The 22,016-nt window shown below is 61.2% G+C and carries 24 protein-coding genes and 1 tRNA gene; 10 read left to right on the top strand and 15 right to left on the bottom strand.

The genetic code is table 11. The annotated features are described in order from the left end of the window. Positions 1–73: 73 nt before the first annotated feature. A tRNA-Glu gene (locus tag G9X64_RS05275) sits at positions 74–148 on the top strand. Between the two features lie 49 nt (positions 149–197). Here the strand turns inward: G9X64_RS05275 and recJ are convergent. The 5 genes from recJ to G9X64_RS05300 form a co-directional block, all read right to left on the bottom strand. After that, a complete protein-coding gene (recJ, locus tag G9X64_RS05280) occupies positions 198–2,000 on the bottom strand; it encodes a single-stranded-DNA-specific exonuclease RecJ (RefSeq protein ID WP_168308779.1) in 1,803 nt (600 codons plus the stop codon). Positions 2,001–2,079: 79 nt separating this feature from the next. Beyond that, a complete protein-coding gene (locus G9X64_RS05285; protein WP_168316815.1) occupies positions 2,080–2,325 on the bottom strand; it encodes a hypothetical protein in 246 nt (81 codons plus the stop codon). A 159-nt stretch (positions 2,326–2,484) separates the two neighbouring features. Then, the gene (locus G9X64_RS05290; RefSeq protein WP_168316814.1) at positions 2,485–3,810 is read right to left on the bottom strand and encodes a homoserine dehydrogenase; all 1,326 of its coding nucleotides are present in this window, start codon (positions 3,808–3,810) and stop codon (positions 2,485–2,487) included. A 60-nt stretch (positions 3,811–3,870) separates the two neighbouring features. Beyond that, positions 3,871–5,088, bottom strand: a complete 1,218-nt coding sequence (locus tag G9X64_RS05295) for an LL-diaminopimelate aminotransferase (RefSeq protein WP_018445590.1) — start codon at positions 5,086–5,088, stop codon at positions 3,871–3,873. Between the two features lie 221 nt (positions 5,089–5,309). Continuing rightward, positions 5,310–5,723, bottom strand: coding sequence for a hypothetical protein (locus G9X64_RS05300; protein ID WP_171376079.1), 414 nt, complete (start codon positions 5,721–5,723; stop codon positions 5,310–5,312). Positions 5,724–5,872: 149 nt separating this feature from the next. Between G9X64_RS05300 and G9X64_RS05305 the strand changes: the two genes are divergently transcribed. Further along, complete coding sequence (locus G9X64_RS05305) at positions 5,873–7,708, top strand: PHA/PHB synthase family protein (RefSeq protein ID WP_246270911.1); 1,836 nt, start codon at positions 5,873–5,875, stop codon at positions 7,706–7,708. 205 nt (positions 7,709–7,913) lie between these two features. After that, the gene (locus G9X64_RS05310; RefSeq protein ID WP_171376080.1) at positions 7,914–9,254 is read left to right on the top strand and encodes a DUF2778 domain-containing protein; all 1,341 of its coding nucleotides are present in this window, start codon (positions 7,914–7,916) and stop codon (positions 9,252–9,254) included. Positions 9,255–9,293: 39 nt separating this feature from the next. On the opposite strand, the gene G9X64_RS05315 is transcribed toward G9X64_RS05310, so the two are convergent. Continuing rightward, positions 9,294–10,451: a pyridoxal phosphate-dependent aminotransferase gene (locus tag G9X64_RS05315; protein ID WP_168316811.1), complete on the bottom strand. Its 1,158-nt coding sequence runs from the start codon at positions 10,449–10,451 to the stop codon at positions 9,294–9,296. Positions 10,452–10,662: 211 nt separating this feature from the next. Here G9X64_RS05315 and G9X64_RS05320 point away from each other — a divergent pair, with 211 nt between their 5' ends. The 5 genes from G9X64_RS05320 (at position 10,663) to aat (ending at position 14,492) form a co-directional block, all read left to right on the top strand. After that, positions 10,663–11,421: a DsbA family protein gene (locus tag G9X64_RS05320; protein WP_011651696.1), complete on the top strand. Its 759-nt coding sequence runs from the start codon at positions 10,663–10,665 to the stop codon at positions 11,419–11,421. 160 nt (positions 11,422–11,581) lie between these two features. Then, entirely contained in the window at positions 11,582–12,019 is a 438-nt protein-coding gene (gene aroQ / locus G9X64_RS05325) for a type II 3-dehydroquinate dehydratase (protein ID WP_168316810.1), read from the top strand. 20 nt (positions 12,020–12,039) lie between these two features. After that, positions 12,040–12,510 carry an acetyl-CoA carboxylase biotin carboxyl carrier protein gene (accB, locus tag G9X64_RS05330; protein ID WP_171376081.1) on the top strand — a complete coding sequence of 157 codons (471 nt, stop codon included), beginning with the start codon at positions 12,040–12,042 and terminating at the stop codon, positions 12,508–12,510. A 4-nt stretch (positions 12,511–12,514) separates the two neighbouring features. Next, positions 12,515–13,870, top strand: a complete 1,356-nt coding sequence (gene accC / locus G9X64_RS05335) for an acetyl-CoA carboxylase biotin carboxylase subunit (protein WP_171376082.1) — start codon at positions 12,515–12,517, stop codon at positions 13,868–13,870. A 7-nt stretch (positions 13,871–13,877) separates the two neighbouring features. After that, on the top strand, positions 13,878–14,492 hold the full coding sequence (aat, locus tag G9X64_RS05340) for a leucyl/phenylalanyl-tRNA--protein transferase (protein ID WP_168308772.1): 615 nt from the start codon (positions 13,878–13,880) through the stop codon (positions 14,490–14,492). Between the two features lie 111 nt (positions 14,493–14,603). On the opposite strand, the gene G9X64_RS05345 is transcribed toward aat, so the two are convergent. The 5 genes from G9X64_RS05345 to gatB form a co-directional block, all read right to left on the bottom strand. After that, complete coding sequence (locus G9X64_RS05345) at positions 14,604–15,038, bottom strand: DUF2155 domain-containing protein (protein ID WP_168308771.1); 435 nt, start codon at positions 15,036–15,038, stop codon at positions 14,604–14,606. A 115-nt stretch (positions 15,039–15,153) separates the two neighbouring features. Continuing rightward, entirely contained in the window at positions 15,154–15,552 is a 399-nt protein-coding gene (locus G9X64_RS05350; RefSeq protein WP_003539071.1) for an NADH:ubiquinone oxidoreductase subunit NDUFA12, read from the bottom strand. Between the two features lie 103 nt (positions 15,553–15,655). Further along, entirely contained in the window at positions 15,656–16,129 is a 474-nt protein-coding gene (locus tag G9X64_RS05355; protein WP_171376083.1) for a GNAT family N-acetyltransferase, read from the bottom strand. A 4-nt stretch (positions 16,130–16,133) separates the two neighbouring features. Continuing rightward, positions 16,134–16,637: a GNAT family N-acetyltransferase gene (locus tag G9X64_RS05360; protein WP_168316808.1), complete on the bottom strand. Its 504-nt coding sequence runs from the start codon at positions 16,635–16,637 to the stop codon at positions 16,134–16,136. A 3-nt stretch (positions 16,638–16,640) separates the two neighbouring features. After that, the gene (gene gatB, locus G9X64_RS05365; RefSeq protein ID WP_168308767.1) at positions 16,641–18,143 is read right to left on the bottom strand and encodes an Asp-tRNA(Asn)/Glu-tRNA(Gln) amidotransferase subunit GatB; all 1,503 of its coding nucleotides are present in this window, start codon (positions 18,141–18,143) and stop codon (positions 16,641–16,643) included. 129 nt (positions 18,144–18,272) lie between these two features. On the opposite strand from gatB, the gene G9X64_RS05370 reads away from it, so the two are divergent. Continuing rightward, positions 18,273–18,575 (top strand): DUF1294 domain-containing protein, encoded by a 303-nt coding sequence (locus tag G9X64_RS05370; RefSeq protein WP_168308766.1) that lies wholly within the window; start codon positions 18,273–18,275, stop codon positions 18,573–18,575. A gap of 13 nt (positions 18,576–18,588) precedes the next feature. On the opposite strand, the gene G9X64_RS05375 is transcribed toward G9X64_RS05370, so the two are convergent. Continuing rightward, a complete protein-coding gene (locus G9X64_RS05375) occupies positions 18,589–19,098 on the bottom strand; it encodes a GNAT family N-acetyltransferase (protein WP_168308765.1) in 510 nt (169 codons plus the stop codon). Between the two features lie 310 nt (positions 19,099–19,408). Between G9X64_RS05375 and G9X64_RS05380 the strand changes: the two genes are divergently transcribed. Next, positions 19,409–19,666 (top strand): YjhX family toxin, encoded by a 258-nt coding sequence (locus G9X64_RS05380; protein ID WP_171376084.1) that lies wholly within the window; start codon positions 19,409–19,411, stop codon positions 19,664–19,666. 49 nt (positions 19,667–19,715) lie between these two features. On the opposite strand, the gene G9X64_RS05385 is transcribed toward G9X64_RS05380, so the two are convergent. From G9X64_RS05385 to gatA, 3 genes are read right to left on the bottom strand one after another with little or no spacing between them, the layout of a single operon-like run. Continuing rightward, positions 19,716–19,991, bottom strand: coding sequence for a hypothetical protein (locus tag G9X64_RS05385; RefSeq protein WP_168308763.1), 276 nt, complete (start codon positions 19,989–19,991; stop codon positions 19,716–19,718). A gap of 21 nt (positions 19,992–20,012) precedes the next feature. After that, complete coding sequence (locus G9X64_RS05390) at positions 20,013–20,513, bottom strand: GNAT family N-acetyltransferase (RefSeq protein WP_168308762.1); 501 nt, start codon at positions 20,511–20,513, stop codon at positions 20,013–20,015. Beyond that, on the bottom strand, positions 20,504–21,985 hold the full coding sequence (gene gatA / locus G9X64_RS05395; protein WP_168308761.1) for an Asp-tRNA(Asn)/Glu-tRNA(Gln) amidotransferase subunit GatA: 1,482 nt from the start codon (positions 21,983–21,985) through the stop codon (positions 20,504–20,506). Before gatA ends, G9X64_RS05390 begins: the two co-directional genes overlap by 10 nt. Positions 21,986–22,016 lie beyond the last annotated feature (31 nt).

A 22,016-nucleotide genomic window follows, 5' to 3' on the forward strand; every position in this document is an offset into this window, starting at 1 on the left:
ACGATGATTTTTTCGTGTCTTGGCGCTTGCGGCCTTCGAAGGTGCTGACTATAAGGGCGCCACCACGAAGGAAGCGCCCTTCGTCTATCGGTTAGGACACCAGATTTTCATTCTGGGAAGAGGGGTTCGACTCCCCTAGGGCGTACCACTTTCTCTCCCTTGACACTTCCCATCGTCAGCGCTCTTACGCGACTGCTCTATTTCGCCGGCGCAGCATCGCAGACGCGCAGCTGGATGCGGCGTGCGCCCTGGTAATGGTCGGCACCGAGCGAACCCGCGACATGCAGGCTGGCGCCGCGTGAATTGATGAGAAGATTGCCTAGCGGCGTATCGGCGGCGCGGAAGGCGATGCCGTCGAGCCGCGATCCGTCCATTGCCTCCAGCGTCACCTTCACATGTTTCTCGCCGACCAGGCGGGCGTCGCGCAGACGATGCGCCGGCACGGCAAAGAGCGGCTGCGCGTGACCGGAGCCATAGGGGCCTGCGGCCTCCAGGCGGTCGATGAGTTCGAGGGTGGCGCCGCTTGCGCCGATCGCACCGTCGATTTTCAGCGTCTCGTTGGCGACGAGGCCTGCCACCGTTCTTGCTGCCTTCTCCGTGAAGAATGTCCTCAGCTTGCCGAGATCGGCGCGCTCGACCGTCAGACCCGCGGCCATGGCGTGGCCGCCGCCTTTGACGAGCAGACCCTCGTCGACTGCGGCCCGGACCATCCTGCCCATGTCGAAGCCGTTGATCGAGCGGCCCGAACCAGTGCCGCGGCCGGAGGGATCGAAGGCGATAGCGAAAGCCGGCCGTTTGAATTTTTCCTTCAGCCGCGCCGCGATCAGCCCGACGATGCCGGGATGCCATTTTTCATGGGCGGTAACGATGACGGAGGCGCCCTCGCCGTCGCCATATTCGGCAAGCGCCTCGGCTTCCGCCTCCTGCAGCATGATCGCCTCCATCGCCTGACGTTCGCGATTGAGCTCGTCGAGACGCTGCGCGATCACATCAGCCTCTCCGGCGTCATCAAGCGTCAGCAGGCGGCTTCCGAGTGCCGCGTCGCCGATCCGCCCGCCGGCATTGATGCGCGGGCCGATCAGGAAGCCGAAATGATAGGGTGTCACCGGGCCGGCGAGCCCCGCCTTGCGGAACAGTGCTGCCAGCCCGGCATTGCTCTGGTGGCGGGCAGCGACCAGCCCCTTCACCACATAGGCGCGATTGAGGCCCTTCAGCGGCACGACATCGCAGACCGTCGCAAGTGCGACGATATCCAGCCATTGCAGCAGATCGAGCGCCAGGATGCGCTTGTTGCCGGCCGCGCGCAGCAGCCGGAGCGTCGCGACCAGCACCATGAAGACGACGCCGGCGGCGCAAAGGTGCCCCTGCCCCGACAGATCGTCCTCGCGGTTCGGGTTGACCAGCGCATGGCAGGGCGGCAGCTCATGTGTCACCTGGTGGTGATCGATGACGACGACATCGATATTGCGCGCCGCAGCGGCGGCCAGCGCCTCATGACTGGTGGAGCCGCAATCGACGGTCACGATCAGCTGAGCGCCATAGTCGATCAACTGGTTGATCGCCGCCGGATTGGGGCCGTAACCTTCGAAGACGCGGTCGGGGATATAGATGTTCGCCCTGACGCCGAAATGGCTGAGAAAACGAAACATTAGCGCCGAGGAGGCTGCGCCGTCGACGTCGTAGTCGCCGAAGATCGCGACGCTCTCGCCGCGCTCGATCGCGCGCAAGAGGCGGGTCGCGGCCTTTTCGCAATCGGTCAGCTTATGAGGATCGGGCATCAGGCTGCGGATCGTCGGATCGAGGAATTCGATCGCCTCGTCCACCGTCACGCCGCGCCCGGCAAGCACCCGGGCGATCAGATCCGGCAGTCCGTGGATCTGCGACATGGCCAGCGCGCGGTTCTGCCCGGCCTGGTCGAGCCGCGCGACCCAGCGATTGTCGAGCGCGGATTTCTCCACGCCGAGAAACGCGCGCTGTACGGGATCGACGAGATCTGCCATGCCACACTCCGCTGACTTCATCTGCTCTTTCTACAGGAGCAGCGGAGATAACATAGCGATGGATTTGCAGACACCGTTTTTACCAAAACACCGCCCAGATGATCATGGCGATGCCGGCGAACTGCACCAGCAGGAACGAAAACAGCGTCAGCAGAATGGCCCAGTTGCGGCCTTCCGTGTTTTCCTCGTCATCAGCCTCATCAGCGATCTCTTGAGGAATTTCACGGTAGGCCGGCTTGAGGATTTCCTCAGGCAAATCAGGATGGTTCGGCGGCACGTCGCTAGGGTAGCCATACCCCTTCCCGGCGTGGCTGTCCTTGCTCATGAAATTCTCCACCCAGACGACTCACCATCTTAGGTTTAGTTATATCAATATTTCGGTATCTGTTAATATAGACTTCCGTAACGAAAGGTTGAATAGATAACAAAAAAACCGCCCTGCAGGGACAGGGCGGCGCAACGGTCCTCCGGGACGAGAAAAGGCTCAGCCTTCCTCTTTCGGCCGCTCGATGCGAATCACCTGCGGCTCGCCGAAGAGGTAACCTTCCGACTTGATCGAGGCGACTGCCCTGCGCACCGACTCTTCCGTCGTTGCGTGGGTGACGAGAATGATCGTCTGGTGGTGCGATGGCGCCAGGTGCTGCTTGGAGCGCTGGACGATCGATTCCAGCGAAATGTTGTTTTCGGCCATGCGGGTTGCGACGCTGGCAAAGACGCCGGTACGGTCGAGCACGGTCAGGCGGATGAAATAGCCGCCCTCATGGCTCTGCATCCGCGCCTTGCGGTAGGGCTCCAGCGTCGTTGCGGGATGACCCAGCACCGGTACGCGCTGGGCGCCCGGCTGGCTCTTGGCGATATCGGCGATATCGCCAAGCACCGACGATGCCGTGGCGTTGCCGCCGGCGCCAGGGCCGACCATCAGCAGTTCGCCGAGCACGTCGGATTCGATTGCCACCGCATTGGTGACGCCGTCGACCTGGGCAATGACCGAATCGACCGGCACCATGGTCGGGTGCACACGCTGCTCGATGCCTGTATCGGTGCGCTGGGCAACGCCTAAGAGCTTGATGCGATAACCGAGCTCGGCGGCGGCGTGGATATCCTCGATCGAGATGTTGGTGATGCCTTCGAGATAGATGTCGTCGGCCGCGATCTGATTGCCGAAGGCGAGCGTCGTCAGGATGGAAAGCTTATGGGCGGTATCGTTGCCCTCGATATCGAAGGCCGGATCGGCCTCGGCATAACCCAGCCGCTGCGCTTCCTTGAGGCATTCGGCAAAGGAAAGCCCCTCCTTCTCCATCTTGGTCAGGATGTAATTGCAGGTGCCGTTCATGATGCCATAGATGCGCGAGACGGAATTGCCCGTCAGCGATTCACGAAGCGCCTTGATGACCGGGATACCGCCGGCAACCGCCGCCTCGAAGTTCAGCAGCGACCCCTTTTCCTCGGCGATCGTCGCAAGTTCGACGCCGTGATAGGCAAGCAGCGCCTTGTTGGCTGTCACCACATGGAGACCACGCTGGAGTGCGGCGCGGACCGAGACGTTGGCAACCCCTTCGGCGCCGCCCATCAGCTCGACGAAGACGTCGATATCGCCCTTTTCGGCAAGCTCTTCCGGCCGGTCGAACCAGGCAACAGTGGAAAGATCGATGCCGCGGTCCCTCGCCTTGTCACGTGCCGAGACGGCCGTAATGGTGATCGGACGACCGCAGGTAACGGCAAGCTCGTTGCTCTTCTGCTGGATGATGCGGACAAGCGAGGCGCCAACGGTGCCCAAGCCCGCAATGCCGATTTTGAGGGCATCTGCCATGGATCGATCCTGAATATCTGTGTGGCGGCAGCCGCTTGACGCGGCTGCCGGAGAGTTGGATTAGCGGTGTGCGTTCAGCGAGATGACGTTGTGCATCGTCTCGTCTGCCGTCGACATGAACTTCTTGATGTTGCGCGCAGCCTGGCGGATGCGGTGTTCGTTCTCGACAAGGGCCAGACGGACGTAGTCGTCGCCCATTTCGCCGAAGCCGATGCCCGGGGCAACGGCGACGTCGGCCTTCTCGACCAGCAGCTTGGAGAATTCCAGCGAACCGAGGTGACGGAACTTTTCCGGGATCTTCGCCCAGGCGAACATCGTCGCAGCCGGCGGCGGCACGTCGAACCCGGCCTTGCCGAAGCTTTCGACCATGACGTCGCGACGACGTTTATAGACGTTGCGGACTTCCGCAATGTCGGAACCATCGCCGTTCAGCGCATGCGTCGCCGCCACCTGGATCGGCGTGAAGGCGCCGTAGTCGAGATAGGACTTGACGCGGGTGAGCGCCGCGATCAGCCGCTCGTTGCCGACGGCAAAGCCCATTCGCCAGCCGGGCATGGAGAAGGTTTTCGACATCGAGGTGAACTCGACGGTCACGTCCATCGCGCCCGGCACTTCGAGAACCGACGGTGGCGGGGCGCCGTCGAAGTAGATTTCCGAATAGGCGAGGTCGGAAAGCACGATGATGTCGTGCTTTTTGGCAAAGGCGATGACGTCCTTGTAGAAGTCGAGCGTCGCGACAAAGGCCGTCGGGTTCGAGGGATAGTTGAGGATCAGCGCCAAGGGCTTCGGGATCGAATGCCGGACGGCGCGTTCAAGCGGCTCGAAGAAGCTCGCATCCGGCTCCACCGACATGGAACGGATCACGCCGCCCGCCATCAGGAAGCCGAAGGCGTGGATCGGATAGGTGGGGTTCGGGCAGAGGATCACGTCGCCGGGCGCGGTGATTGCCTGCGCCATGTTGGCGAAGCCTTCCTTGGAGCCCAAGGTGGCGACCACCTGGGTATCTGGGTTGAGCTTGACGCCGAAACGGCGGGCATAATAGGCGGCCTGGGCGCGGCGCAGGCCCGGAATGCCCTTGGAAGAGGAATAGCGGTGCGTGCGCGGATCCTGCACGACCTCGCACAGCTTGTCGACGATCGACTGGGGAGTGGGAAGGTCGGGGTTTCCCATGCCGAGATCGATGATATCGGCGCCGCCCGCTCGCGCGCTTGCCTTCAAACGGTTAACCTGTTCGAAAACATAAGGCGGCAAACGCCGGACTTTGTGAAACTCTTCCATCTCATTCCCCATGGAAAGGCGGCATTTCGGGCCGCAGTCGAAGTTCGTTCCGTCTCCCGGCGGCTGCGACACGAACTTCAGAATCGCAACGCCGTATTCATCAGACCCAAGCGACGCGGCGAATCTTTGACGGAAAGGCCGCGTAACGCGCTTTATCGGGAAAATTGTATCTTCCGATCCTTGCCGAAGGCTTTGCGTCCAAATTGCCTGAAAGGCAAGGTCTATTTGGAGATTTCAGACAGCGTATCGGTGCCGTGCTCGGCGGCGAGACGCCGCATTTCGGCGACCTTGGCCTGATATTCGGCTTCCGAAAGCGCGCCTGCCTTGCGCCGGGCGGCAAGTGCCGTCAGCTGATGCTGCAGTTCGGCCGCCTGTTCGTCGCTCATCTGGACATTGGCGGCCGTTAACGGAGCGCCGAAATTCGGATAGCCGTCAGGGTATTTTGTAAGGCCGCCCTCGGCCGCCTCGCCCTTGGTGGCCGGCATGACGACGGCGGTCGGCGCCGCTCGCTTGGCGGCGGCTGCGGCTTTTTGTTCCGCCGTCAGATTGCATCCGGCAAGGGCCATCGCCGCCGCGGCGCAGATCAGTGCGGTGCGGTTGAAGGTTGCGATGCGCCGAATGCCGTTCTTCGTCATGCCTCAAAATCCAATTTTGACTGCTTCGACTGTTAAATTTGTCGCAGCCACAAAGCAATAGCATGAGCCGATGCGGGTGGAACTTGTTTTCTCGTTCGATCGCGATGTACAACGAATGGATAAAAAGAGTGGTGCTGCCGCCGGAGGAAATGGTGACCGACAGCAAGCAGGAGAATGGCGGCAAGGCCGGCTTCGACGCGACCGATCTCGATCCCTATCTGTTGAAGGATCCTGAGGCCATGGCGATGAATTTCGCCCGGGCGCTCGAAAATCTCGGACAAGCAGCGTCTGCCTGGCTTGCGCCGCGCGAACGCGGCGAGATCACCGAAAGCGCCGCCGATCCGATGACCGACATGGTCAAGACGCTTTCCAAGGTCACCGAATACTGGATTTCCGATCCGCGCCGCACCTTCGAGGCACAGACGCAGCTGATGTCCTCGTTCTTCGGCATCTGGATGCGCTCGATGCAGCGCATGCAGGGCGATCCCACGCCACCCGAGCCGGACACCCGCAAGGACAAGCGCTTTTCGGACGAGGACTGGCAGAAGAATCCGTTCTTCGATTTTCTCCGCCAGGTCTATTTCGTCACGACCGACTGGGTGGAAAAGATGGTGTCGGAGACCGAGGGCCTCGACGAGCACACCAAGCACAAGGCCGGCTTCTACGTGAAGCAGATCACGGCAGCGCTTTCGCCGACCAACTTCATCGCTACCAATCCGCAGCTCTACCGCGAGACGATTGCGAGCAGCGGCGCCAATCTGGTGCGCGGGATGAAGATGCTGGCCGAGGATATCGCTGCCGGACATGGCGACCTTCGCCTTCGCCAGACCGACATGACGAAATTCGCCGTCGGCCGCGACATGGCGCTGACGCCGGGCAAAGTGATCGCCCAGAACGATATCTGCCAGATCATCCAGTACGAGTCATCGACCGAAACCGTGCTGAAGCGGCCGCTTTTGATCTGCCCGCCCTGGATCAACAAGTTCTATATACTCGACCTCAACCCGCAGAAATCCTTCATCAAATGGTGCGTCGACCAGGGGCAGACCGTCTTCGTCATCTCCTGGGTCAACCCGGATGCGCGCCACGCCGACAAGGACTGGGCGGCCTATGCCCGCGAGGGTATCGATTTCGCGCTGGCGACGATCGAGAAGGCGACCGGCGAGAAGGACGTCAACGCCGTCGGCTACTGCGTCGGCGGCACGCTGCTGGCAGCAACGCTGGCGTTGCATGCCAAGGAGAAGAACAAGCGCATCAAGACCGCGACACTCTTCACCACCCAGGTCGACTTCACCCATGCCGGCGACCTCAAGGTCTTCGTCGACGAGGAGCAGCTTGAAGCACTCGAAGAGCATATGCAGGCGGCCGGCTATCTCGACGGCACGAAGATGTCGATGGCCTTCAACATGCTGCGCGCCTCCGAGCTGATCTGGCCTTATTTCGTCAACAACTACCTCAAGGGCCAGGATCCCCTGCCCTTCGACCTGTTGTTCTGGAACGCCGATTCGACCCGCATGGCGGCGGCAAATCATGCCTTCTATCTGCGCAACTGCTATCTCAAGAATGCGCTGACGCAGAACGAGATGATCCTCGACGGCAAGCCGGTGTCGCTGAAGGACGTGAAGATCCCGATTTACAATCTCGCCACCCGCGAGGATCACATCGCACCTGCCAAGTCCGTCTTCCTCGGCAGCCAGTTCTTCGGCGGCAAGGTGGAATTCGTCGTCACCGGCTCGGGACACATCGCCGGCGTCGTCAACCCGCCCGACAAGAAGAAGTATCAATATTGGACCGGTGGCCCCGCCAAGGGAGAGTACGAGACCTGGCTCGAGCAAGCGACCGAGACGCCGGGATCATGGTGGCCGCATTGGCAGGCCTGGATCGAGGCGCATGACGGTAGACGCGTCCCGGCGCGCAAACCCGGCGGCGATGCGTTGAACGCGATCGAGGAAGCGCCGGGGAGTTATGTGATGGAGCGCGCCTGAGGCCCAACGCATCTGTTTTTGAGACGTCGAAAGAAAGAGCGACGCCGCGTAAACAAATTAGAAACCATAATTCGTCATCCTTGCGAGACAGTCGGACGTCGCGGGTGGTCTAAATTCGGCCCATTTGCGCCTGTACCGGCCCCCGGCGAAGTTTAGTCAGTCAGTGCCGCCGGCCTGCGTAGCGAGTTTGAAAGACGAGTGTAGTATGGCGTGTGCGGTCGGGACGTTCGATGACGTCACCCCTCTTGGCGGATCTGCTTTCCGTTGGCGCAGATCTCGCGGTTTCCTTTACGGTGTTGTCGGCGCCGGATTTTTGACCTCCACCTGGCTGATCGCGACCTTCGCGACGATGCACTCGATAGCCGCTCCCTATTCTCCCCCGGATCGCCTGGCACAGCTCGGCACTGCGCCAAAGGTTGCGCCTTCACCGCGCCATGAGAGGCTGATCCATGTCGGCAAGGCCGACCGGCTGACCGCCTTCGATGCAAAGCCGAAGGTCCCGCTGACGGCGAGCCTCATTCAATCCCATGCCGAAAAGACCGCCGCTGCTGCAACAGCACTGGCGGTTCTCGCCAAAAACAATCGGCTCGCCATGGCTGCCGAGCAGCCGGTCGTGGCAGCGATCTCCGACAGCGCCAAATTCCGCAAGGACGACGTGATCGCGGCGGCGGCGGTCGAGCTCGCCTCGGCAGAGACGGAAGAAGACGACGGCGACCGGATCATCGTTCCCTCGAAAGAGGCGGTCGCTGCGGCCGAACTCCCGACCCTGCTTGCTCTTGCCGATGCCGGATCCCGGCAAATCGCGCCGGCTCCGGTCGAGCCAGCTGCACCTCCCGTCAAAACGGCCTCCATTCCCGCATCTGAACCAGCTCCTGTGGTTGTCGCCGCCGCGGAAGACGCGCCACCCTTCGATCTCGTGCTGGCGCCGGACGAAGATTCGGTGCCGCTGCCGATGGCGCGTCCTGACGGATTGATTGGCAAACCGACACCGACCTCCAAGGGTTCTGAGCGCTCTGCCGAGCCTGTGCTTGCCTACGCCCAGCCGAACTCGCCGATCGAGGATGACGAGGACGATGCCGTGCCGCGCTACGACAAGCCGGTCTTCTCGCCGAAGCTGCGCGCAGGCGTGGCGATCTACGATATCGAGAACAGCACCGTCTATCTGCCGAATGGCGAACGGCTCGAGGCCCATTCCGGGCTCGGCAAGATGCGCGACAAGCCGCGTTTCGCCAACAAGAAGATGCGCGGACCGACGCCGCCGCACACCTATGTTCTTACCATGCGGGAGAGCCTTTTCCACGGCGTCGAGGCGCTGCGGCTGACACCTGTCGAGGGTTCGGACGCCATCTATGACCGTGTCGGCCTGCTCGCCCACACCTACATGCTCGGCAAGAACGGCGATTCGAACGGCTGCGTCTCCTTCAAGGATTACAAGCGCTTCCTCGCCGCCTATAAACGTGGCGACATCAAGCAGCTCGTGGTGGTGCCGCGGCTGAACAACAAACCGTCTTCGACGCTTGCTTCGCTGTTTTCGCGGCGCAGCTGAGGATTGGCGAGCGCACCGCCGCGTGCCCGGCAGCGGACGCTACTTCAGCCAGGCTGCGATTCGCTCCACCGCCTCGGCGATCTCCGCTTGCGAGCCCGCATAGGAGAGACGCAAGCTTCGATTTCCCTCCAGCGGATCGAAATCGAGACCGGGCGTGGCGGCGACGTCGATTTCCGCGAGCATGCGTTTGGCAAAGCCCATGCTGTCATTGGTGAAGCGGGTGACGTCGAGATAGGCGTAGAAGGCGCCGTCCATCGGCGAGGCGATGGAAAACCCGATCTGCGGCAGTCGCCGCATCAGCAAATCTCGGTTGGCGCCGTAACTGGCCTTGTAACGATCGAGCTCGGCGCCGGCGCTGAGAGCAGCCGTGGCGGCGATCTGGGAAAGCTCGGGCGGGGAGATGTAGAGGCTCTGCGCCACCCGCTCGATCGGCCGCACCAGGCGTTCCGGCAGTACCATCCAGCCGATTCGCCAGCCGGTCATGCAATAATATTTGGAGAAGGAGTTGATGACGATCGCCTCGTCGGTCAGTTCAAGCGCGCTCGCCTCCTCACCTGCGAAGGTCAGCCCGTGGTAGATTTCATCGGAGATGAAGACGATGGAATGGGCCGCGCAGTAATCCGAAAGCGCCTTCAGTCCCTCGCGGCCGGTCACCGTACCCGTCGGGTTGGCGGGGCTTGCGAGCAGCACGCCTTTCAGCGTGATGCCGCTTTCCTTCTGCGCCGCTTCGAGGCTTTGCGGCGTCAGGGTGAAGTGGGTCTCGGCCGTTACAGGCACTTCGAGAACCTTCAGGCCCAGCGCACCGAGGATATTGCGATAGGCGGGATAACCGGGTCTTGCGATCGCCACCGCATCACCGGCATCGAAGAGCGACAGGAAGGCTAGATTGAAGCCGGCCGAGGAACCGGTGGTGATGGCGATGCGCGTGGGATCGATCTCCAGGCCATGACGATCCTTGTAGTGCCAGGCGAGCGCCGATTTCAGCCGCGCCGTCCCCAGCGCATCGGTATAACCGATCCGGCCGTCGGCAAGGGCTGCCCGCGCCGCTTCGAGGGCCGCCTCAGGTGCCGGATGCGAAGGCTGGCCAACCGCCATCGAGATCACCGGATGGCCGGCCGCACGCCGCTTCGTTGCCTCCGCTAGGACGTCCATGGCGTGAAAAGGCTCGACTTCGCTGCGTTTCGATATGGAAAACAAGATCGTTTCTCGCTCAGCTTCTGCAATCACGGCCCGACAATTGCCGCATTAATCGGCTCATCACAATCCCGCGAGGGCCGCGCGGGGATGAAAAATTCTGGTTTGAGCAGAACCGAACGCACCGTACCTTGACGCGACGCATTCAAGTCCATTAACCCGGCGACGGTCTTCTCGATGAAGAGACGACCATATCGCCGATGACGAGGATATCATGGCATTCTTCCCGAAGACCTTCACCGCACTGGCGCTTGCCGCATCGATCGCCCTTCCGCTTCCGGCGGCAGCGCTCGACGATCAGCAGAAGAAGGAGTTCGGCGAATTCATCAAGCAATACCTGATCGAGAACCCCGAGATCATGCTCGAAGTCCAGGATGCGCTGCAGAAGAAGCAGGAGGCCCAGCGGTCGGTGAAAGCCAATATGGCGATCGAAGAGAACAGCACCGACATCTTCGAATCGAAGAACGACGTCACGCTCGGCAATCCCAAGGGCGATGTCACTGTCGTCGAATTCTTCGATTATAATTGCAGCTACTGCCGCCATGCGCTTCCCGACATGCAGGCGATGCTGAAGAAGGACAAGAACGTCCGTTTCGTCCTCAAGGAATTCCCGATCCTCGGGCCGGATTCGGTCGCCGCCCACAAGGTGGCCGACGCCTTCCGCAAGCTCGCACCGGAGAAATATGCCGATTTCCACGTCGCCCTTCTCGGCACCGAGGGCCGTGCCTCTGACGAAACAGCGGTCGCGGTCGCTGCCTCGCTCGGCGTCAGCGAGGACAAGATCCGCGCCGAGATGGCAAAGAGCCCGAATGACGGAATCGTTCAGGCGACCTATCAGCTCGCCTCCAGTCTCGGCATCAGCGGCACGCCGTCCTATGTGATCGGCAACGAACTGGTGCCCGGCGCCGTCGGGCTCGACGATCTCGAAGCCAAGGTCAAGAACATGCGCAGCTGCGGCAAGACCGCCTGCTGAGCAAACCAACCGCCGAACGATAGCCCATCAAATCGCCAAAATCGAAGCGTTTCAACCATGTGGACAAATGTGGCACGATTGCCGCTGCCAATCCGTAAGGGCTTTCATTCAGCCTTCGCGGAGTCTATAGGTTGCCGTCGTACATTTTACGGAACATTCGATGACGCAAACGATTTTTGTCCTGAACGGGCCCAACCTGAACATGCTGGGTAAACGAGAGCCCGGCATTTATGGCGGCAAGACGCTCAAGGACATCGAGGCGGACTGCAAGGCTGCAGGCCGCGAACTCGGATTTGATATCGATTTCCGGCAGAGCAACCACGAAGGCACGCTCGTCGACTGGTTCCATGAGGCCGACGACAAGGCCGCCGGCGTTGCCATCAACGCGGGCGCCTATACGCATACATCGGTCGCGCTGCATGATGCGATCCGCGCTATTTCCATTCCCGTCGTCGAGCTCCACATATCCAACGTGCATGCACGGGAAGAATTCCGCCATAAGTCGATGATCGCGCCGGCATGCAAAGGCGTGATCTGCGGCTTCGGGCCTCACAGCTACATCCTGGCGCTCCACGCGCTGAAGAACATCACGGCATAAGAAGAAGACAGGGCAACACCATGGCTGAAAAGAAATCGGGTATCGACCAGGCACTGATCCGCGATCTCGCTAATATTCTCAACGAAACGGATCTGACCGAGATCGAGGTCGAGCAAGACGACCTGCGCATCCGCGTTTCGCGTGCCGGCACGCCGCAATATGTCCAGGCGCCGATCGCAGCACCGGCCTTTGCCGCGCCCGCAGCCACCGCTGCGGCAGCTGCTGCCGCGCCTACCGCAGCTCCCAGCCGCAACCCGGCCAATGTCGTCAATGCACCGATGGTGGGTACCGTTTACATGGCGCCGGCTCCGGGCGCGCGTCCCTTCATCGAAGTCGGCGCAACCGTCAAGGAAGGCCAGACATTGATCATCATCGAAGCGATGAAGACGATGAACCAGATCCCCTCGCCGAAGTCAGGCAAGGTGACCGAGATCCTCGTCGATGACGGACATCCCGTCGAATACGGCCAAGCCCTCGTCGTCATCGAATAGGCCGATGCCCATGATTTCGAAAATCCTCATCGCCAATCGCGGGGAAATCGCCCTTCGCGTGCTCCGGGCCTGCAAGGAACTCGGCATCGCTTGCGTGGTGGTTCATTCCACCGCCGACGCCGATGCCATGCATGTGCGCCTTGCCGACGAAAGTGTCTGCATCGGCCCGCCCTCCTCGCGCGAGAGCTATCTCAACATCCACCAGATCGTCGCCGCCTGCGAGATCACCGGCGCTGACGCCGTGCATCCGGGCTACGGCTTTCTGTCGGAGAATGCCAAATTCGCCGATATCCTCGAAGCTCACGGCATCACCTTCATTGGGCCGACGGCCGACCATATCCGCATCATGGGCGACAAGATCACCGCCAAGACTACGGCGCTCGAGCTCGGCATTCCCGTCGTTCCGGGGTCGGACGGCGAAGTCAAGACCGAAGAGGATGCGCTGAAGACCGCCGCTGAAATCGGCTATCCCGTGCTGATCAAGGCGACGGCCGGCGGCGGCGGACGCGGCATGAAGGTCGCCAAGAGCGAGGCCGACCTGATCGAGGCCTGGTCGACGGCGCGCACGGAAGCGGCAGCCGCCTTCGGCAACGATGCCGTCTACATGGAAAAATATCTCGGCAAGCCGCGCCACATCGAAATCCAGGTGTTCGGCGACGGCGAAGGCAATGCCATCCATCTCGGCGAGCGCGACTGCTCGCTGCAGCGGCGCCATCAGAAGGTCTGGGAAGAGGCGAATTCGCCGGCACTCAACGTCGAGCAGCGCATGAAGATCGGCCAGGTCTGCGCCGACGCCATGAAGAAACTGAAATATCGCGGCGCCGGCACGATCGAATTCCTCTACGAAAACGGCGAGTTCTATTTCATCGAAATGAACACCCGCCTGCAGGTGGAGCATCCCATCACCGAAGCGATTACCGGCATCGACCTCGTGCACGAGCAGATCCGCGTCGCTTCCGGAGGCGGTCTCTCAGTGACGCAGGATGAAGTGCATTTTTCCGGTCACGCCATCGAGTGCCGCATCAATGCCGAGCACCCGCGCACCTTCGTGCCCTCACCCGGTACGATTACGCATTTCCACGCGCCGGGCGGCCTCGGCGTGCGCATCGATTCCGGTGCCTATCAGGGCTACAAGATCCCGCCCTATTACGATAGCCTCATCGGCAAGCTGATCGTGCACGGCCGTACCCGCGTCGAATGCATGATGCGCCTGCGCCGGGCGCTTGACGAATTCGTCGTCGACGGCATCAATACGACGTTGCCGCTGTTCCAGGATCTTGTCTCCAACCAGGATATCGCCAACGGCGACTACGACATCCATTGGCTGGAAGACTACCTCGCCAAGACACCGGCGGCATAGGACAGGAATGGCAGGATCGCGCAGGAAGTCACCAGGCATAACCCCTGACATTCTCCTGCGCGCCTATTCCATCGGCCTCTTCCCGATGGCTGAATCCGCAGATGACCCGGAGATCTTCTGGGTCGAACCGGAACTGCGCGGCGTGCTGCCGCTCGACCATTTCCACGTGTCGAAGAGCCTTGCCAAGGCAGTGCGCAGGAAACCCTTCGAAATCCGGTTCGATCACGCTTTCGATCAGGTCATCGCGGCTTGCGCGGAGGAGACGTCCGGGCGCCCGAGCACCTGGATCAACAGGACGATCAGATCGCTCTATTCGACGCTCTTCGACATGGGCCATGCCCACACCGTCGAAGCTTGGGAGAACGATGAACTGGTCGGCGGCCTCTACGGCGTCTCACTCGGCTCGGCCTTCTTCGGCGAAAGCATGTTTTCGCGCCGGACGGACGCCTCGAAGATCTGCCTCGTTCATCTGGTCGACCGGCTGCGGGAAAGAGGCTTCACCCTGCTCGACACGCAGTTCACCACCGAGCATCTGAAGACGTTCGGAGCTATCGACGTTCCGAAGGCCGACTATGCCGTGATGCTGTCTGCGGCGATGGAGTCGCCGCACCTGGCTTTCTGACGATCATTATCCGACGGAGGTTTGATCGAGCGGGACGATCCTCCGAGATGATCCTGCGCATAGCACATGAGGATCAGGCGCATAGGAGATGCCAGCCTAACGAAGATGCAGCTATTTCGCCTTGGCACCGTCAGGAGCCGGGACATCCGAGTTTGCCTTGCAGTCCTTCAGCCAGACGTCATAGATCGGGTGCTCGACGGCGTTGAGGCCGGGGCTGGCGGCGAACATCCAGCCGGTGAAGATGCGGCGGATCTTGCGGTCGAGGGTGATCTCGTCGACCTCGACGAAACCGTCGATCTTCTGTGCTTCCGACTGGTCGCGCGAATAACAGGTCTTCGGTGTCACCTGCAGCGCACCGAACTGTACCGTCTCATTGACATAGACGTCGAACGTCGTGATGCGGCCGGTGATCTTGTCCAGGCCGGAAAAGACGGCAACCGGATTTTCGATGCGTGCGGCATTTGCCGCAACTGGCGGAAGCAGGGCCGAGAGCGCCAGCAGCGATCCGGCGGCACGCAGCACCATGTTCCGCGTGAAGAGCTTCATGTGTACCCGTCTCCAGACATTTTCAGTTCACGGCCGCGGTCAAGCGCGGCCAACCTGCGGGTAAAGGTCAATTGTGGCCAAAAGCCGGGTCTTGGGATCGCCCGGTCGAGCCGTCTCAGTTGCCCGGCGTCCAGGCGTCGTAATCGCCGGTGACGCGCGGACGCTCGCCCGGAACGGCGATGGAGCCCGGCGGACGATAGGCCTGCGGCGAACCGGTATGGTTGGGCCGGTGCGGCTTCTGCCAATCCTTGGCGACGTAGTTTTCCTTGGACGGAGGAACATCGGTGCGATGATGCATCCAGCCATGCCAACCCGGCGGAATGGCGGAGGCTTCGGCATAACCCTTGTAGATCACCCAGCGCTTCGGCAGACCGTAGGAAGACATGCCGCCTTCGTAGTAGACGTTGCCGAATTCATCCTCGCCGACGCGCTTGCCAAAACGCCAGGTCGCAAAACGCGTGCCCATCGTCTGACCGTTCCACCAGGTAAAGGTCTGAACCAGAAGATTCCACATGTCTTTTCCTTGTGCCCGCCAGATGCGAGCCAAACCAGAATTCGTTTCCTCGCTTATGCCGTCGCCAAGCCGAATTGTCCAGCGATTCCGCGACAGTCACGGGTCATTTCAAAACCATCTTGAAGCCGAGATGCGAGGGCTTGAAGCCCAGCCTTTCGTAGAAACGATGGGCATCCTTGCGTATTGCATTCGAGGTCAAGGCAACCCGCCCGATACCGCGGCCTTTTGCCTCGGCAATGGCGAATTCGATCATCAGTCCGCCGACCCCCTGCCCGCGCATATCGGCGCGTGTCTGCACCGCCTCGATAATCATCGCCGAGGAGCCACGGCCGGTGAGCGAAGTCGTCACCATCGTCTGAAACGTGCCGACGACCTCGCCGCCACGCTCTGCGACGTAAAGCGTCTGGTCGGGCGAGGCCTCGATGACGGCGAAGGCCCTGAGGTAGTCGGGGAAGGCCTCAGGTTCCGTGGAATCGCCGTGACCGCCGAGTGCGTCGGCGGCAAACATAGCCACGAGCGCAGGCAGGTCGTCCTTGCGAGCCTGGCGAATGAAAATGTCGGATAACTCGGCCGCCACGGTCTCAATGCCCTTCGAGCGGTTTTTCGAAGATCAGCGCAGGAATGCCGGATTGCCCGGCCCCACTATTCTCATTGCGGCCGATCTCGCTGAAGCCATGCGTGAGATAGAAGGCGATCGCTGCAGCGTTTTGCGGTTCGACTTCGAGGCGCATGATCTCCGCATCGGGAAAGCAGGTTTCGAGCTCGGCGAAGATATCGCGGCCGATACCCTGGTGCTGCAGCGCCGGCCTGACATAGAGGAGATGCAGCATGACCGTTTTCGTCAATGCCTGCGACATTGCCGCATAACCCATGCCGCCGATATTACGGCCGTCATCGGCAACGAGGAATTCGGCATCCTTTCGCACCAGCCGCGCCTTCAGCGCCGCCGGCGAAAAGAGATGGGCGACCAGTTCATCTACTTTAGCTCGGCCATGGAGACCGTCATAGACGGCATGAAAGCTCTCCGCCAGCAGGGCGCGCACCTTCTCCAGGTCGCGCTCGCCGGCAGTGCGGACGAAATACACCGCTTACTCCTCGATGCCGAGCTTCGCCTTGACGAGGGCCTGAACAGCCTGCGGATTGGCCTTGCCGCCGGTCGCCTTCATCACCTGGCCGACGAACCATGCCGCCATGGTCGGCTTCGCCTTGACCTTTTCGACCTGGTCCGGATTGGCGGCGATGATCTCGTCGACGGCCTTTTCGATCGCGCCGGTATCGGTCACCTGCTTCATGCCGCGCGCCTCGACGATCTCGGCGGGATCGCCGCCCTCGGTGAGCACGATCTCGAAGAGATCCTTGGCGATCTTGCCGGATATGGTTCCCGCCTTGATAAGATCGATGATGGCGCCGAGCTGGGCAGGCGAAACCGGCGTCTGCTCGATGTCCTTGCCGGTGCGGTTCAGGGCTCCAAGCAGATCGTTGATCACCCAGTTGGCCGCCGTCTTGCCGTCACGGCCTGCGGCGACCGCTTCGAAATAATCGGCAATCGCCTTTTCGGAAACGAGCACTGAAGCATCGTAGATCGACAGGCCGAGATCGCGCACGAAGCGCTCCTTCTTGTCGTCGGGCAGTTCCGGCAGATCGGCTTCGAGCGCCTTGATGAAGGCATCGTCGAATTCGAGCGGCAGCAGATCCGGATCGGGGAAATAACGATAGTCATGCGCATCCTCCTTGGAGCGCATCGACCGCGTCTCGCCCTTGTTCGGATCGAACAGGCGGGTCTCCTGATCGATCTTGCCACCGTCCTCCAGAATGCCGATCTGGCGACGGGCTTCGTATTCGATCGCCTGACCGATGAAACGGATGGAGTTGACGTTCTTGATTTCGCAACGCGTGCCGAAATCTTCGCCCGGCCGGCGGACGGAGACGTTGACGTCGGCGCGCATCGAGCCCTCGTCCATGTTGCCGTCGCAGGTGCCAAGATAGCGCACGATCGAGCGCAGTTTGGTCATATAGGCCTTGGCCTCGTCGGACGAGCGCATGTCGGGCTTGGAGACGATCTCCATCAGGGCAACGCCCGAACGGTTTAAATCGACATAGGACATGGTCGCGTGCTGGTCATGCATCGACTTACCGGCATCCTGCTCCAGGTGCAGGCGCTCGATGCCGATCTCGATATCCTCGAACTGGCCCTGGCGGTCCGGCCCGAGAGAAATGACGATCTTGCCCTCGCCGACGATCGGATCCTTGAACTGCGAGATCTGATAGCCCTGCGGCAGGTCGGGATAGAAATAGTTCTTGCGATCAAACAGGGAGCGCTTGTTGATCTGGGCCTTCAGGCCGAGGCCGGTGCGAACAGCCTGCTTGACGCATTCCTCGTTGATGACAGGCAGCATGCCGGGCATGGCGGCGTCGACCATCGAGACGTTCGAATTCTGCGGCTTGCCGAATTCCGTCGAGGCGCCGGAGAAGAGCTTCGAATTGGACAGCACCTGGGCATGGACTTCCATGCCGACGATGACTTCCCAGTCGCCGGTGGCGCCGGGGATGAAGCGTTTCGGATCAGGCGTGCGGACGTCGACAAGGGTCATCTGATGCTCTTTGCAGGCTGTTCTTTTCCACTGGTGAGGTAAAGGAAATGGCGTGCCGGTGCAAGGCTTTCGCCATGACGCGCATTGCGGTTTTGCCGTCCATTAACGGAGCCGCGGTAGGGTTCCCCTATGACGATGATCGATATTATCAAATGGGCCTTACTGTTTCTGGCCCTGAACCTTTTAGTATTCTCGATCTATTTTAGGGACAAGCAGGCGGCGCGCCACGGCAAGCGGCGCATCAGCGAGCGCACGCTTCTCTTGCTGGCGCTGATCGGCGGCAGCCTTGGCGCGGTGGCGGCACAGCAGTTGCTGCGGCACAAGACGAGAAAGGAGCCGTTCCGGTCAATCCTGGCGGCGATCCTGATCCTGCACGGCGCACTGATTGCTGTGCTGGCCTTCTTGCCGCAATGGAGCCCTCTCCTTCTTTAGGATTTTTGAAACATCAGAATTCCAGCCCATACTCACCTTGGCCGTCCGAAACGAGCTGTTTCGTCAGTCCAACGGAGGGCACGTCACGGTCGAGCTTCGGATTGTAGGCAACCGAAAGCCAATGAATGCTATAGCCGTGCTTCTGGAAGAAGCCGATCGCCTCGCTATTGCCGGAATGGGTCTGCATCGCCGCCTTCTCGAAGCCCTGATCGGCGATCTCCTTTTCGATGCGGACGAGAAGGGCCGAGCCGAGACCCTGGCGGGTGAATGCGGGATCGATCCAGAAATCCGAGATGGTTTCGTCCAATCCCTCGCGCGCTGCCCATCCTGCGACCTGGCCGTTCTGCTCGACGACGGTGATGGTCAGCCAGTCGTTTTCCACGAAATTCCGGAAGGCGTTGCGCGCTGCGTCGATCATCGCGTCCGATTCGCCGATCGACGCCATCGCCTTTTGCCAGGCCCTGAGCCCGATCTCGCTCAATAGCTCCGCTTCACCGTCGCGGGCATTGCGAATGTGGATCAACGACACCTCCGCGTTACGCCTCAACTAGACCATTGAGTCGCGGATTTTACCAGTAGCTCCAACAGGATGATCGACCGAAACCGCGGTTTTCGGCTGGTTTTGAGAGGCAAACACGTCTTGACCGAATTTTCCGGGCTGAATAATAGGTCTTATCGAGGTGTTTTATGTTGAGCCTGCCTGAGACCCGGTAAAGGCCCTGCCCGCAAGTTTCCTTGCGCGCATGGGCCCGAAAAAAACGAAGCCCTGACGTTCGAATGAGCGCCAGATCGTTTTTGTGCGCCCTGCCGGGCGCGATACCGGATCTCAACATATGGACATTTCTCGCACGGAGCAGCGAATCCTGCATCTCATGGCCCAAGGCGGCCGCATCGAAATTACCCGCGACGACGACAGGAAGATCGAGGGGGTCAGTTGCTTCACTCGCGACGGCTGGCTCTATCCCGGGGTCGACCTCGATCTCTTCCGCAGGCTGAAGCGGCTGAAGGCAATCAAGTCCTCAGGCGGCCACCCCTACCGGATCACCGAAAGAGGGCTGAAGTTGGTCAGGTCTCAGCTGAACAACAGGTAATAGTGGCACTCCCGATCGCGTCTCGAACGGGGCGATCGGGGGTGTCGCCTCAAACCTTTGCAGAGAGTTCCGTCCGCATCGCCGACCACTCGTCTGCCATCGTGCCCGTGCCCCGCGCCTTGCCGGCGCGGCGATACCAGTAGTCGGCATTCCAGTCATCGCCCTCGATGCGATGGCAAAGGGCGTGCCCCCAATCGAACGGCTGTTCGCCTTCGTGGCGCTGGCAGATGTCGTGCACCGCCTGCCAATCCGCACCCATGGCGAAACCGCCGGCAGAGAGGCGATCGAATGCCTCGATTAATTGCGCAAGATCATTGTTCGCCATAAGACCTCCTCCTGGTTCCCGCTATCGGTCAGGCAACCGCTTCTCCAGATGCACCTTTTCAAGTTCAACGCCCATGCTCTTGGAAAATTCGCGGCCGCGCCAGATGATGATGAAGCCGCAGCGTTCGTAGAGCCGGATTGCGCCCTCGTTCCGGGCGTGCGTGTCGAGCCTGGCAGTCACCAGTCCCTCTGAGGCCATCAGCTCGCACAAATGAAGCAGGAGAGCCCGGCCAACGCCGTTGCCCTGATGATCGGGATGCACCCAGAGGTCGGACACATAATTCGGTTGATTTTCACGCGCGCCCCAGCCGAGAATCGTCCCGCCCCGCTCGGCAACGACGATCTCGCCTTTCGTTTCCTTAGGAAAGATGGCGAACTCGTGCCGCACCCTGGCGATTACATCGGGATCGAGATAGCTGTCCTCGAAGGCATCACTGGCGGCCCATGCGGCAAAGCCGACGGCGCCGACCGTTTCGTGGTCGGCAGCCGTTATTCTTCGGATCGTTAGATCCGTTACCACCACTTGGCCGGCGTAAACCGGCCGGCTGCCTGCTCGATGACATGAGCGGTCTTGAAGAGGGTTTCCTCATCGAAGGGTTTGCCGATCAGCTGCAGGCCGAGCGGCAGGCCCTTATGGTCGAGGCCGGCCGGCACGGCGATGCCGGGCAGGCCTGCCATGTTGACCGTCACCGTGAAGATGTCGTTCAGATACATCTTCACCGGATCGGCGGCGAGGTTCTCATCGGCAACGCCGAAGGCCGACGACGGCGTTGCCGGCGTCAGGATGGCATCGACACCAGCGTCAAAGGCGAGTTCGAAATCGCGCTTGATCAGCGTGCGCACCTTCTGGGCGCGGATGTAATAGGCATCGTAATAACCGGCCGACAGCACATAGGTGCCGATCATGATGCGGCGCTTGACTTCCTTGCCGAAGCCCGCGGCACGCGTCTTCTCATACATGTCGACGATATCCTTGCCGTCGACGCGCAGGCCGTAGCGCACACCGTCGTAACGCGCGAGGTTCGAGGATGCCTCGGCGGGAGCGACGATGTAATAGGCCGGAAGGGCATATTTTGTGTGCGGCAGCGAGATGTCGACGATCTCGGCGCCGGCATCCTTCAGCCAGGCGATGCCCTGGCGCCAGAGGGTCTCGATCTCATCCGGCATGCCGTCGACACGGTATTCGTTCGGAATGCCGATCTTCATGCCCTTCAGCGACTGGCCGAGAGCTGCTTCGTAATCCGGCACCGGCAGATCGACCGATGTCGTGTCCTTTGCGTCGACGCTTGCCATCGACTTCAAAAGGATGGCGGCGTCGCGTACGTCGCGGGCGATCGGGCCTGCCTGGTCGAGCGAAGAGGCGAAGGCGACGGTGCCCCAGCGCGAGCAGCGGCCATAGGTCGGCTTGATGCCGACGGTGCCGGTGAAGGCAGCCGGCTGGCGGATCGAGCCGCCGGTATCGGTCGCTGTGGCGCCGGCGCAAAGATGCGCGGCGACGGCTGCGGCCGAGCCGCCGGAGGAGCCGCCGGGCACGAGCTGCTGGTTGGAGCCTGACGCACGCCAGGGATTGATCACCGGGCCGTAATGCGAGGTCTCGTTGGAGGAGCCCATGGCGAACTCATCCATGTTCAGCTTGCCGAGCATGACGGCGCCGTCATCCCAGAGGTTCTGCGTCACGGTCGATTCATAACGCGGCTCGAAACCATCGAGAATGTGGCTGCAGGCCTGGGTGTGAACACCGACGGTGGCGAAGAGATCCTTGATGCCGAGCGGAATGCCTTCGAGTTCGCCCGCCTTGCCGGCGGCGATGCGCGCGTCGGAGTTCTTCGCCATGACGCTGGCAAGATCCGGCGTGATCTTGATATAGGCGTTCAACCGGCCATTGGCCGCATCGATCGCCGAGATATAGGCTTCGGTGAGTTCGATCGCGGTGATTTCCTTGGCGCGCAGCTTCTGGCGGGCTTCGGCAATGGTCAGGCTGGTGAGTTCGCTCATCGTGTTTTCGCTTCAGATCTGGAATGGCAAC

This window comes from Rhizobium sophorae, assembly GCF_013087515.1.
In the GTDB taxonomy this organism is placed as follows: domain Bacteria; phylum Pseudomonadota; class Alphaproteobacteria; order Rhizobiales; family Rhizobiaceae; genus Rhizobium; species Rhizobium sophorae.

What these genes read in the sequence shown, in the direction of transcription:
- G9X64_RS05285 (WP_168316815.1), bottom strand. Translation starts at nt 2,325, where the DNA reads ATGAGCAAGGACAGCCACGCCGGGAAGGGGTATGGCTACCCTAGCGAC.
- G9X64_RS05320 (WP_011651696.1), top strand. Translation starts at nt 10,663, where the DNA reads ATGGCATTCTTCCCGAAGACCTTCACCGCACTGGCGCTTGCCGCATCG.
- G9X64_RS05295 (WP_018445590.1), bottom strand. Translation starts at nt 5,088, where the DNA reads ATGGAAGAGTTTCACAAAGTCCGGCGTTTGCCGCCTTATGTTTTCGAA.
- G9X64_RS05385 (WP_168308763.1), bottom strand. Translation starts at nt 19,991, where the DNA reads ATGGCGAACAATGATCTTGCGCAATTAATCGAGGCATTCGATCGCCTC.
- G9X64_RS05290 (WP_168316814.1), bottom strand. Translation starts at nt 3,810, where the DNA reads ATGGCAGATGCCCTCAAAATCGGCATTGCGGGCTTGGGCACCGTTGGC.
- aat (WP_168308772.1), top strand. Translation starts at nt 13,878, where the DNA reads ATGGCAGGATCGCGCAGGAAGTCACCAGGCATAACCCCTGACATTCTC.
- G9X64_RS05350 (WP_003539071.1), bottom strand. Translation starts at nt 15,552, where the DNA reads ATGTGGAATCTTCTGGTTCAGACCTTTACCTGGTGGAACGGTCAGACG.
- G9X64_RS05305 (WP_246270911.1), top strand. Translation starts at nt 5,873, where the DNA reads ATGGTGACCGACAGCAAGCAGGAGAATGGCGGCAAGGCCGGCTTCGAC.
- gatA (WP_168308761.1), bottom strand. Translation starts at nt 21,985, where the DNA reads ATGAGCGAACTCACCAGCCTGACCATTGCCGAAGCCCGCCAGAAGCTG.
- accB (WP_171376081.1), top strand. Translation starts at nt 12,040, where the DNA reads ATGGCTGAAAAGAAATCGGGTATCGACCAGGCACTGATCCGCGATCTC.
- G9X64_RS05345 (WP_168308771.1), bottom strand. Translation starts at nt 15,038, where the DNA reads ATGAAGCTCTTCACGCGGAACATGGTGCTGCGTGCCGCCGGATCGCTG.
- G9X64_RS05380 (WP_171376084.1), top strand. Translation starts at nt 19,409, where the DNA reads ATGGACATTTCTCGCACGGAGCAGCGAATCCTGCATCTCATGGCCCAA.
- G9X64_RS05310 (WP_171376080.1), top strand. Translation starts at nt 7,914, where the DNA reads ATGGCGTGTGCGGTCGGGACGTTCGATGACGTCACCCCTCTTGGCGGA.
- G9X64_RS05370 (WP_168308766.1), top strand. Translation starts at nt 18,273, where the DNA reads ATGACGATGATCGATATTATCAAATGGGCCTTACTGTTTCTGGCCCTG.
- aroQ (WP_168316810.1), top strand. Translation starts at nt 11,582, where the DNA reads ATGACGCAAACGATTTTTGTCCTGAACGGGCCCAACCTGAACATGCTG.
- accC (WP_171376082.1), top strand. Translation starts at nt 12,515, where the DNA reads ATGCCCATGATTTCGAAAATCCTCATCGCCAATCGCGGGGAAATCGCC.
- G9X64_RS05300 (WP_171376079.1), bottom strand. Translation starts at nt 5,723, where the DNA reads ATGACGAAGAACGGCATTCGGCGCATCGCAACCTTCAACCGCACCGCA.
- recJ (WP_168308779.1), bottom strand. Translation starts at nt 2,000, where the DNA reads ATGGCAGATCTCGTCGATCCCGTACAGCGCGCGTTTCTCGGCGTGGAG.
- gatB (WP_168308767.1), bottom strand. Translation starts at nt 18,143, where the DNA reads ATGACCCTTGTCGACGTCCGCACGCCTGATCCGAAACGCTTCATCCCC.